Consider the following 558-nt stretch of genomic DNA (forward strand, 5'->3'; position numbering starts at 1 on the left):
TCGGACGGCTGATCGCGCTGATTCCGCCGGACGAGGCGCCAACGTCCTACGAGTACCGCAACGGTTTTCTCTACAAGCGTTGCCGAGGCGACGCGGTGTGGATCTATCGGCGCAACGCCGAAGGTGCGGTCACCGAAGCGGTCGATCCTGACGGTCAGGTCACCCATTACTACTACAACCTGCGCGGCCAGTTGTTGTCGCTGCGCTATCCGGACAGCAGCCGCCATCGCTGGGTGTGGAACGAGCTCGGCCAGCTCATCGAGGAAACCCTGCCGGACGGCGGCGTGCGGCGTTTTTCCTACGATGCGCTGGGCCGGCGGATTACCACCCAGGATGAATTTGGTGTCGTCAGCCGTCAGCAGTGGGACGCGGCCGGCCGACTGATCCTGACGACTTCTCCGACGGGCAGCACCCGCGCCTACAGCTACGGCGCCTACGGCCAGATCACCGCCGAACGCGACGAACTCGGGCGCATCACCCGCTACGAATATGACGACGACCTGCACCTGGTCTCGCGGCGCATCAACCCCGACGGCACCCGCGTGCAGTACCGCTATG

Annotated in this window: 1 pseudogene; it reads left to right on the forward strand. The window is 64.9% G+C overall.

Annotation, left to right across the window (positions count from 1 at the left end):
* Positions 1-558 (forward strand): annotated as a pseudogene (locus AEQ63_RS26110) (RHS repeat protein); the annotation flags it as partial.

It is taken from the genome of Pseudomonas sp. RIT-PI-o (assembly GCF_001297215.1).
GTDB lineage: Bacteria > Pseudomonadota > Gammaproteobacteria > Pseudomonadales > Pseudomonadaceae > Aquipseudomonas > Aquipseudomonas moraviensis_A.